We start from the raw sequence: 11,265 nt of genomic DNA on the forward strand, positions 1-11,265 counted from the left end.
AAATTCATTGAAATTTGACAAAACAGAAATAAAAAAAAAGATCAGCAGGCACAAAATAAAACTTAGTGTCCTGTTGGTTCTGTTTTTAATTTGGCTCTTTTGCCTCCCCTCGCCATTATTCAACGTTCCCACCGCAACCGTTGCCGAAAGCAGCAGCGGACAAATGCTGGGCGCACGAATTGCCGATGACGGTCAATGGCGTTTTCCACAAATGGATTCTGTGCCAGAGCGGTTTGAAAAATGCATTCTCTATTTTGAAGACGAACATTTTTATTGGCATCCCGGTTTTAATCCAGTTTCTATTTCAAAAGCACTTTGGAATAATCTTACTACAAATTCTCGCCGAGGCGGAAGTACGATTACGCAACAAGTTATTCGGCTTTCCAGACAAAATAAAGGCAGAACTTATTTTGAAAAAGTGATTGAAATATTTCAAGCCACGCGTTTGGAAGCAGGTTACAAAAAGAAATCTATTCTGAATTTATATGCATCTTATGCGCCTTTCGGTGGAAATGTGGTTGGGTTGGAAACCGCTTCGTGGCGGTATTTTGGCATTCCTGCCAGCGAATTGAGTTGGGGGCAATCGGCGGCGTTAGCGGTTCTTCCGAATGCGCCGGCGCTTATTTTTCCCGGGAAAAACGAAGAAATTTTAAAACAAAAAAGAGATGCTTTATTATTGAAACTTTTTCAAAATAAAGTAATTGATGAAACCACCTATCAATTGGCTTTGGACGAAATTCTTCCCGGAAAACCTTTGCCATTGCCAGAATTTGCGCCGCATTTAACCGAAAAAATAAGAAGGGAACATCTCGGAAAAAGTATTGAAACCACGATTGATTTTTCGCTTCAACAAAAGGTAAATAATATTGTAAAAGAACAAAATTATATGCTTGCGCAAAACCAAATACACAATCTTGCAGTTTTGGTTTTGGACGTAAATACCCGCGAAGTTTTGGCGTATGTAGGTAATTCCCCGACGACTCGCCAACACAATAATTTTGTGGATATCATTGAAAAACCACGAAGCACGGGCAGTATTTTGAAACCATTTTTATTCACTTCATTATTGGATGCTGGCGAAATTCTTCCGAATACGTTGGTGGCGGATATTCCAACGACCGTAAATGGTTACACGCCTGAAAATTTCGATAAAAAATTTAATGGCGCGGTGCCAGCGAGTGTGGCACTTTCGCGTTCGTTAAATATTCCGGCAGTGCGGATGTTGCGGGATTTTGGGTTTCAACGGTTTTATAATGTTTTGAAAAAAACCAATCAAAAAGCAATTGATAAACCCGCAGATTATTACGGTCTCTCGTTGATTTTAGGTGGCGCGGAGAGCAGTTTGTGGGATATTACAAATGCGTATGCGGGAATGGCTTCCACCTTAAATTTTTTCAACAATTCTTCCAGCGAATACCGAAAAAATGAGTTTGTGGAACCTGTTTATGTGAAAGATTACGAAGAAGTATCCTTCGGGGAAATTCAACAAAAACCCTCTGTTTGGAATGCCGGTGCGATTTACGAAGCTTTCGAAGCAATGGAAAAAGTGAATCGCCCAAGCGGTGAGGAAAACTGGGAATTTTTCACAAGCAGCCAACCGCTTGCTTGGAAAACCGGAACGAGTTACGGGTTTAAGGATGCGTGGGCCGTTGGCGTTACGCCAAAATACGCCATCGGAATTTGGGTGGGAAATGCAGATGGCGAGGGGCGGCCAGGCTTGACGGGAATTCAAGCTGCGGCGCCAGTTCTGTTTGATGTTTTAAATGTTTTGCCGCAATCGGGATGGTTTAAAATTCCCTATGATGAATTGGTTGAGGTAGAAATCTGCGCAAAAAGTGGCCATTTAGCGGGACTTTTCTGTGATGAAACAAAAATGGAATGGATTCCAAAAAACGGAACGCGAACCGAAGCTTGCCCGTATCATCAAACTGTATTTCTAAAGGATTCGGAAAATTTTCGGGTGAATTCTTCGTGTTATCCACTTTCAGCAATGGTTCAAAAGAACTGGTTCGTGCTGCCGCCGGTAATGGAATATTATTACGCACAACTTCACCCCGAATACCAAATCTTGCCGCCCTTTGCGCCGAATTGTTTGCAGGAAGGCGAAAAGTTGATGGCGTTTATTTATCCGAAGAAAAATGAAACCGTTCTTCTTCCGAAGAACTTTGATGAAAATGTAAACGAAGTAATTTTTAAGCTGGCACATCGTTCGCCCGAAACTACCGTTTTTTGGTATTTGGATTCAAAATATATCGGCAAGACCGAGACCTTTCACGAACTGGCCATTTCGCCAAAACCAGGAGCATATTTATTGACTACGGTAGATCAGGACGGCAATGAACTTCGTGAGCAGATTGAAATAAAATCTGCTTCAGAAAACCCTTAAAAATTATTTAACAAAACATTAATACTGATTGGTTCGGAATATTACGAACCAAACGTACTTTTGCATCTTCATTTTAAATCATACACATATTTTGACTAAAAAAGAAAACTTAATTGAGAAATTGGGAGTTCACATTGAAAACAAGGAGCAGCTTGCTCCATTGGCTGCGCGAATTCTTTCTACCTTGATTTTAACGGGCAAAAAAGGAGCCACATTTGAATCTTTGGTTTGTGAGCTTAATGCCAGTAAAAGTACAATTTCAACACATTTAACCACTTTGCAGGCCGCAAACCGAATTACCTATCACACAAAATGTGGCGATAGAAAAAAGTATTTCACACTTGTTCCAGATGTGATGATAAATTCCATGAATGAAATGCTCAAAAACTGGAAAAATGAACGCGATCTGCATCTTGAAATAATGGAATATAAAAAGGAAATAAATGCAGAACTTCCTGAGGATTGTTCAGAAATCTTCGACTTGGAATTACATAAAGATTATTTGGAATTCCTTGCACAAGCAAGTGCTTCCATGGAAAAAATTCAAAAAAAGCTTACTGAAAAACATAAAAACGACTAATTAAATCAACAATGAAAAAGAAAAATTTTATTCATTCACTTCCCATAGCTTTAGGCATTTTGCTATTGTTTTCTTCTTGTGGTGACGACAAAAGTGCACAACAGGCCCAAATGGCACAACAAGCCCCAACTTTACCGGTTGTATCAATTCCAACGAAAACTGTTACAGCATTTACAACCTATCCTGCAAGTATTGAAGGGATTGTGAACAGTCAGGTAAATGCAAAAATTTCAGGATATATTACTGATGTTTTGGTTGATGAAGGTCAAAAAGTAAGAAAGGGACAAACGTTATTTAGACTGGAGACCCAAACTTTGAGCCAAGATGCCGCTGCCGCTCGCGCCAATGTGAATGCTGCACAGGTTGAGGTTGATAAACTGAAGCCTTTGGTTGAAAAAAACATTATCAGCAATGTGCAACTTGAAACTGCCAAAGCAAAACTCCAACAAGCAAAAAGTGGTTATAATAGCATTGCGGCAAATATAGATTACGGAAACATAAAAAGCCCAGTTGATGGTTATGTGGGTTCCATAAATCTTCGGAAAGGTGCGTTGGTGAGTCCATCGTCACAAGTCCCTATGACGACTGTCTCAGACATCAGCAAAGTGTATGCATATTTCTCAATGAATGAAAAGGAATATTTGGATTTTATTCAAAATGCAGAAGGAAAGGATATCGAAGAAAAAATAAAAAAACTTCCGAAAGTGCAATTGTTATTGGCGAACGGAAGCCTTTACGAAGAAGAAGGAACCATTGAAACCATTAACTCACAAGTAAATGCGAATACGGGTTCTATTTCTTTCAGGGCTGTTTTTGATAATCCCTCAAGAATTTTAACAAACGGTAACAGCGGAAAAATTAAAATTCCAAAAGTTTATACCGATGCTGTAGTTGTTCCGCAGGAAGCCACTTACGAACAACAAGGCGGTATTTATGTGTATAAAGTGGGCGAAGATGGCATGGCCACTTCAACCAAAATTGAAACAACGGCAGAAGTTGGAAACCTTTACGTGGTAGCTTCCGGCTTGCAGAAAGGCGATAAAATTGTTGCAAAAGGTGCAAACAAACTACGTGGAAATTCCAAAATAAATCCACAGGAAATGCCTTTTGACAGCATTGCCAAACCTATTGAAAAAGTTTTCAGATAACCGTTTAAGAAAAACCAATCATGTTAAAAACATTTATAGACAGACCCGTACTCTCTACGGTTATCTCGATAATTATTGTGATTTTGGGAATTTTGGGACTTTCGAATCTGCCCATTACCCAATACCCCGATATTGCCCCGCCGACCATTCAGGTGAATGCAACCTATCCAGGAGCGAACGCCGAAACCATTCTTGAAAGCGTTATTATTCCGCTTGAAGAGCAGATAAACGGAGTGGAAGGAATGACCTATTTAACTTCCACCGCCACCAACAATGGAACGGCTTCCATCAGCGTGTTTTTTGATCAGGATGTAGATCCGGATATTGCCGCTGTAAACGTTCAAAACCGTGTGGCACGGGCTAATTCATTGTTGCCGCAAGCCGTAATTCAAACTGGGGTTACAACTTCAAAACAACAAACCAGTGCGTTGATGTTTCTTTCCTTTTACAGCACAAACCCAGATTATGACGATACGTTTCTTCAGAATTATTTAAAGATAAACGTCATTCCCGAATTACAAAGGGTAAACGGTGTTGGTGACGTGAGTGTATTCGGAGGAAAAGATTACTCCATGCGCATTTGGCTAAATCCTCAAAAACTTGCAGCCTATAGTTTGATGCCTTCAGACGTTGTAGCGGCTTTAAAAGAACAGAGTTTGGAAGCCGCGGCGGGTGCTTTGGGTGAAAATAATGGCGAAGCCTTTTCATATACCATTAAATATCCGGGACGTTACAAAACTGAGCAGCAATACAGCGACATTGTGATTAAAGCTTTGGGCAATGGCGAATTTTTGAGATTGAGCGATGTTGCACAAATAGAACTTGGCGCACAATCTTATGCAGGTGGATCTGTTACCAATGGAAATCCTGCGGTAAATATGGGTATTTTTCAAACGAAAGGTTCAAATGCACAGGAAATTATTGATGCTATAAAAGTAGAATTGGCTCAAGTGGAAGCCAATCTTCCCGAAGGCATCACGTATTATATTCCGTATGATACTAACAACTTTTTGAATGCCTCAATTGAAAAGGTGGTAATGACTTTGGTAGAAGCGTTCCTGCTAGTTTTTCTTGTGGTATTTATATTCTTGCAGGATTTTCGTTCCACTTTAATACCGGCAATTGCGGTACCAGTTTCGATTATTGGAACATTTTTCTTCCTAAATTTATTTGGATATTCCATCAACCTTCTGACGCTTTTCGCTTTGGTATTGGCAATTGGTATTGTGGTAGATGACGCTATTGTAGTCGTCGAGGCAGTCCATTCAAAGATTGACGAAGGAGAGAAAAGCCCGAAAAAGGCATCGCTTAAAGCCATGCACGAAATTTCCGGAGCTATTGTTTCCATTACCTTGGTGATGTCTGCAGTGTTTATCCCCGTAACTTTTATAAAAGGCCCTACGGGAGTATTTTATGAGCAGTTTGGAGTAACGCTTATTGTTGCAATTATTATTTCTGCAATAAACGCTTTGACTTTAACACCCGCGCTGAGTGCACTTTTCTTAAAAGGTCACGATGAAAAACAAAACAGCAATAAACCAGGTTTTATTCAGAAATTCTTTAACGGTTTCAACAGAGGTTTTAAAGCTACTGTAAACCGTTATGGAAGATCTGTCCATTTCCTATACAGGCATAAATGGATTACTGGAGTTATTTTGCTTTTGGCAGTTTTGGGAATTTGGTGGTCATCTGCAACTTTGAAAACAGGCTTTGTGCCCGATGAAGATCGTGGAATTATCTTTATGAACGTAGAACTTCCCGCGGGTTCTTCAATTGATCGTACGCGTGAGGTAAACCTAAAACTATACAATAAAATAAAAGACCTTCCTGGCGTACAAGGTGCGTCGGTTATTGACGGTCGAAGTTTGATCAGCGGTGCGGGAAGCAATTACGGACTTGGCTTTATTAGGCTTGACGATTGGAAAGACAGAGAAGACGAATCGCTTTCGGTGCAGGCAATAACTGGCCAACTTTTCGGAATTGCTGCGCAAATTCCAGAGGCGCAAATTATATTTTTCTCGCCACCAAGTATTCCCGGTTTTGGAAACTCCGCTGGAGCCGAAGTGAATCTTTTGGATCGCTCCGGTGGAAGCTTTACAGATTTGGACCAAACCAATCAGGAGTTTATTGCAAAATTGAGCCAGCGGCCTGAAATTCAATATGCACAATCCTCTTTCAACACGCGTTATCCGCAATATGAAATGACGCTGAACGTGCCATTGGCAAAAGAAGTTGGGGTTTCGGTTCAAACTATTTTCAACACTTTGCAGGGATATATAGGAAGTATTTTCGCAGCAGATTTTTCCCGCTTCGGAAAACAATATCGCGTGTATGTTCAAGCATTGCCGGAAGACAGGGCAAGTGAAAGCGATTTGAACAATATTTATGTGCGCACTGCCAGCGGTGAAATGACGCCAATTACCCAATTCGTTACGCTGAAACGGGTTTATGGGCCACAATCGGTTACGCGTTTCAATTTGTTCAATTCCACAAAAGTTACAGCTGCGCCGGCGCCGGGCTATAGCTCGGGTGATGTTATTGCCGCTGTTGAAGACGTTAGCCAAACTTTGCCCAGCAATTTTGATATCGCTTACTCAGGTTTAACCTTGGAAGAAAAAAGCGCAGGCAACCAAACAACGATGATTTTCATTTTGTCATTGGTATTCGTTTACTTTTTGCTAGCAGCTCAATATGAAAGCTATTTATTGCCCTTTTCAGTTCTGTTTTCATTGCCAGTTGGGGTTTTTGGAGCCTATATTTCAACACAGTTTATGGGATTGCAAAACAATATCTACTTTCAGATTGCGCTCATAATGCTTATAGGGTTGCTCGCGAAAAACGCAATTCTTATAGTTGAATTTGCCTTACAGCGAAGAAAGCACGGCGAATCTATTTTGGATGCTGCCATTGACGGTGCCGAAGCGCGATTGCGACCCATTTTGATGACTTCCTTCGCCTTTATATTTGGATTGATGCCGTTGGTACTTTCAAACGGGGTTGGTGCCGCAGGTAACCGTTCCATTGGTACCGGAGCCGTTGGTGGTTTATTGATAGGAACAATTTTAGGGGTTTTTGTAATTCCAATTTTGTTCATCCTTTTCCAGTGGTTACAGGAAAAAATTACGGGCGCACCGACTGAAAAATTAGAAACTATTGAAGAAAACACTTCTCATGAAAAATAATAGCATATATAAAATTTTGATATTGGCAAGTTTGCCGTTTCTGCTGGTTTCTTGCTTTGCCGCGAAAGATTATGAACGGCCCCAAGTGGTAAATGAAGCAAATTACAGAACTGAAAATCTTCCGCAGGATACCTTAAGCATCGCGACCCTTTCGTGGAAGGACTTGTTTACGGATCCTTTGTTGCAAGGTTACATTGAAGAAGGCCTGAAAAACAATATGGACATTCGGGTGGCGCTTCAGCAAATACGTATAGCCGAAGCGTATGTAAAACAGGGCAAGGCGGGGTATTTTCCTTCGTTGAGTGGAAATGCAAAATACACACATCAGGAATTGCCGGCCCAAAACCAGTTTGGCAATATTTCTTCCATCAGTCAATACGAGTTGAGCGCGAGTCTTTCGTGGGAAGCAGATATTTGGGGAAAAATTCGTAGCAATGAAAGGGCTTTTCAAGCTTCATACCTTCAAACTGTTGCGGCACACCAAGCCGTAAAAAGTAGGTTGATTGCCAATATTGCTTCGGTTTATTACCAATTGTTGGCGTTGGATGAACAAATTCGTGTTACCGAGGAAACCATCGAGACGCGTTCAAAAGGTTTGGAAACAACCCAAGCTTTAAAGGAGGCCGGAAACGTTACCGAAGTAGGCGTAAAGCAAACGGAAGCGCAGCTTTATACCGCTCAAGGAATTTTAATCGATTTAAAAAACCAAGCCCGCCTGTTGGAAAATACAATGTCTATTTTATTGGGAAGCGCTCCGCACGAAATAACCCGTGGAAGCTTGGAAAATCAAGATATCGAAATACCGTTGAAAACAGGAATTCCGTCACAATTGCTCAGAAATAGACCCGATGTTATGGCCGCGGAATACAGTTTGATGAATGCTTTTGAACTTACGAATGCAGCCCGAGCCAGCTTCTATCCGTCATTGACGCTTTCGGCAACGGGAGGTTTTCAGAATATTGAGATTGATAAACTTTTCAATGCCAATTCGCTATTTGCAACTATTATTGGAGGGTTGACGCAGCCTATTTTCAACAAACGTCAAATCCGTACGCAGTATGAAGTCTCTCAGGCACAGCAGGAACAGGCTTATTTGGATTTTAGATTGGCCGTTATCACTGCCAGTAAAGAAGTTTCGGATGCGCTTTATAATTATCAGTCTGCAACCGAAAAAATTGAAGTAAACCAAAAGGAATTTGAGGCTTATAATTTGGCAACAGGCTATTCCGAAGAACTTTTGGACAACGGTTATGCAAACTATTTGGAAGTTTTGAACGCGCAGGAAAACGCGCTTAATTCAAGCTTAAACCTTATAAACACAAAAAATAACCAGCTTCAGGCCATCGTGGATTTATACGAAGCCTTGGGCGGCGGTTGGCGATAGTTTTTTCATATTTTTTATTGTTGATTGTAAATCTGTCTTGAATCTTTTTTTCAAGGCAGATTTTTTTATATCCTATTTCGAAAACAGCTATTTTAGTGCAATGGGAAAATTTCACTTCATCATTTTTTTACTTGTTTTCGCCTTTATTTCCTGTGAAGAAGCGCCTAATGAAACTATTTCGTTGAATGGCGATTGGCAATTTTCCGAAGCTGGAAAAAATGATTGGAAAACTGCGGAAGTTCCCGGAACCGTGCAAGCAGATTTGCTGCGATTGGGAGAAATTCCAGACCCCTTTTTAAAAAATAACGAAGACTCCATTCAGTGGATTTCGGAAAGAAATTGGCAGTATAAAAAGCAATTTTCGGTTTCCGAAGAAATCTTAAAAAGAACGAAACATTTTTTGAATTTTGAAGGTTTGGATACATATGCCAAAGTTTTACTCAATGACAGTTTAATTCTCTCCGCAAACAATGCTTTCCGAAGCTGGGAAGTCGATATTAGCGATGCATTAAAACCCGAAAACGAACTTTTGATAATTTTCAAAAGCCCAGATTCCATCGAAAAAAGTGAAGCTGAAAATTTAAATTATGAACTACCCGGCGGAAGTCGTGTTTTCACCCGAAAGCCGCAATATCAATACGGTTGGGATTGGGCGCCAACTATAAAAACGATGGGCATTTGGCGAAATGTTTCGTTGATGAGTTATGATTTTGCACGGTTAAAAGACGTTTTTCTTGAAACAAAATCTATCTCAGACTCGGTGGCCGAAATTGTTGCAAAATTTGAAATTGAAACGGTAAAAGAAGAAGAAATCACCCTTCAAATCACAAATAAAAATACGTCTGAAACCTTCACTTCAACCTTTAAAACCAAAGCGGGTGAAAGTGAATATCAAATACCTTTCAACATCAAAAACCCAAAACTTTGGTGGACGCATAATTTGGGCGAACCATTTATGTATAACATTCAAGTTGAATTGATTCACAATAAAAATGTTTTGGAAACACATTCCAAAAAACTCGGAGTTCGTTCGATAAAATTGATTACAGAAAAAGATTCCATCGGCGAAAGTTTTTATTTCAAGTTAAACGGGAAACCTGTTTATATGAAGGGAGCCAACTATGTTCCCCAACAAATATTTGAAACAAAATTAGACCAAGAAAAATACACAAAACTTATTGATGGCGCGGTTTTGGCAAATATGAATATGCTGCGCGTTTGGGGCGGTGGAATTTATGAGGACAACTTTTTTTACCAGCTTTGTGATGCCAAAGGAATCCTTGTTTGGCAGGATTTTATGTTTGCCTGCGCGATGTATCCCGGCGATGCGGCTTTTTTGGAAAATGTAAAACAGGAAGCCATTGACAATGTGAAACGGTTGCGCGGGCATCCAAGTATTGCGCTATTTTGCGGCAATAACGAGAGCGGCGAGGGTTGGCATCGCTGGGGCTGGCAGGACGGTAAAACCGAGGAACAAAAGCAGGAAATTTGGGCAAATTACGATGCGGTTTTCAACAATATTTTACCGAAAGTTGTGGATAGTTTAAGCCCGACAATCAGTTATTGGGAAAGCTCGCCAAAATACGGTCGTGGCGACAAACGCTACCAATTTGAGGGCGATGCGCACGATTGGTGGGTGTGGCACGACGGCTGGCCGTTTGAACATTTTGAGGAAAACGTGCCCCGATTTATGAGCGAGTTTGGATTTCAATCTTTCCCAACTGTTGAAACCATAAAATACACCACTGAAAGAGATTCGGTGGTAATGAATGATACACTTTTTACAAACCATCAAAAGCATTCGCGGGGTTTTCAGATTATTGAAGATTATATGGCGCGAGATTTTTCCGTTCCTCAAAACGCTGACGATTACGTTTATATGAGCCAACTTCTGCAAGCCTATGGAATTTCCAAAGGAATCCATGCCCAGCGCCGCGCAAAACCTTACAATATGGGCACACTTTATTGGCAGTTGAACGATTGCTGGCCAGCGGTTTCGTGGTCGAGTATTGATTATTTTGGCAATTGGAAAGCATTGCATTATAGCGCAAAAAAAGCTTTTGATAACATTTTGATTTCCGCGGAAGAAAAAAACGACACGCTAAATATTTTTGTTGTTAATGATAGTTTTAAAAACATTAAGGATTCCCTTTCTGTGAAATTGATGGATTTCGATGGAAAAGTTATTTATGAGAACAAACTTTTGGCTGAAAGCCTTGAAAATAGTAGTGAAGAGCTTTTTTCGCTTCAACTGCAAACCTTGAAATTTAAAAGGACGGTTTGTGTATTAAAAGTGAATTTTGGAAAAAATGAATACTTCCATTATTTCGTAAAACCAAAGGATTTGAATTTGAGCAAAAGTGAAATCGAAATCAAAACTGAAAAGGCGAAAGATGGATTTATGATTACGCTTTTCTCAAAAACACTTCAGAAAAATGTATTTTTAATTGCCAATGAAAAAGGAACTTTTGAAGATAATTATTTTGATCTTTTGCCGAATGAGCCTAAAACAATTCTTTTTTCAACCGAAAGCAAATCACCGCCAGAACTGGAATATAAAGCCTTAAATCAATTCATAAAATAAC

General features: G+C 40.1%; 6 protein-coding genes. All 6 read left to right on the top strand.

Going from position 1 to position 11,265, the window contains the following annotated elements; all coding sequences use genetic code 11:
* Window positions 1-7: 7 nt before the first annotated feature.
* The 6 genes from pbpC (at window position 8) to LS48_RS04920 (ending at window position 11,264) form a co-directional block, all read left to right on the top strand.
* A complete protein-coding gene (gene pbpC, locus LS48_RS04895) occupies window positions 8-2,386 on the top strand; it encodes a penicillin-binding protein 1C (RefSeq protein ID WP_262480961.1) in 2,379 nt (792 codons plus the stop codon).
* Between the two features lie 91 nt (window positions 2,387-2,477).
* On the top strand, window positions 2,478-2,966 hold the full coding sequence (locus LS48_RS04900) for a GbsR/MarR family transcriptional regulator (protein WP_062620520.1): 489 nt from the start codon (window positions 2,478-2,480) through the stop codon (window positions 2,964-2,966).
* An 11-nt stretch (window positions 2,967-2,977) separates the two neighbouring features.
* Entirely contained in the window at window positions 2,978-4,114 is a 1,137-nt protein-coding gene (locus LS48_RS04905; RefSeq protein ID WP_062620523.1) for an efflux RND transporter periplasmic adaptor subunit, read from the top strand.
* Window positions 4,115-4,134: 20 nt separating this feature from the next.
* Window positions 4,135-7,296 carry an efflux RND transporter permease subunit gene (locus LS48_RS04910; RefSeq protein ID WP_062620525.1) on the top strand — a complete coding sequence of 1,054 codons (3,162 nt, stop codon included), beginning with the start codon at window positions 4,135-4,137 and terminating at the stop codon, window positions 7,294-7,296.
* Window positions 7,286-8,680, top strand: coding sequence for an efflux transporter outer membrane subunit (locus tag LS48_RS04915; RefSeq protein WP_062620528.1), 1,395 nt, complete (start codon window positions 7,286-7,288; stop codon window positions 8,678-8,680). Before LS48_RS04910 ends, LS48_RS04915 begins: the two co-directional genes overlap by 11 nt.
* Window positions 8,681-8,780: 100 nt before the next feature.
* Window positions 8,781-11,264 (top strand): beta-mannosidase, encoded by a 2,484-nt coding sequence (locus LS48_RS04920; protein WP_062620706.1) that lies wholly within the window; start codon window positions 8,781-8,783, stop codon window positions 11,262-11,264.
* Window position 11,265: the final 1 nt, after the last annotated feature.

The sequence above is a fragment of the Aequorivita aquimaris genome, from assembly GCF_001573155.1.
Taxonomy (GTDB): Bacteria; Bacteroidota; Bacteroidia; order Flavobacteriales; family Flavobacteriaceae; genus Aequorivita; species Aequorivita aquimaris.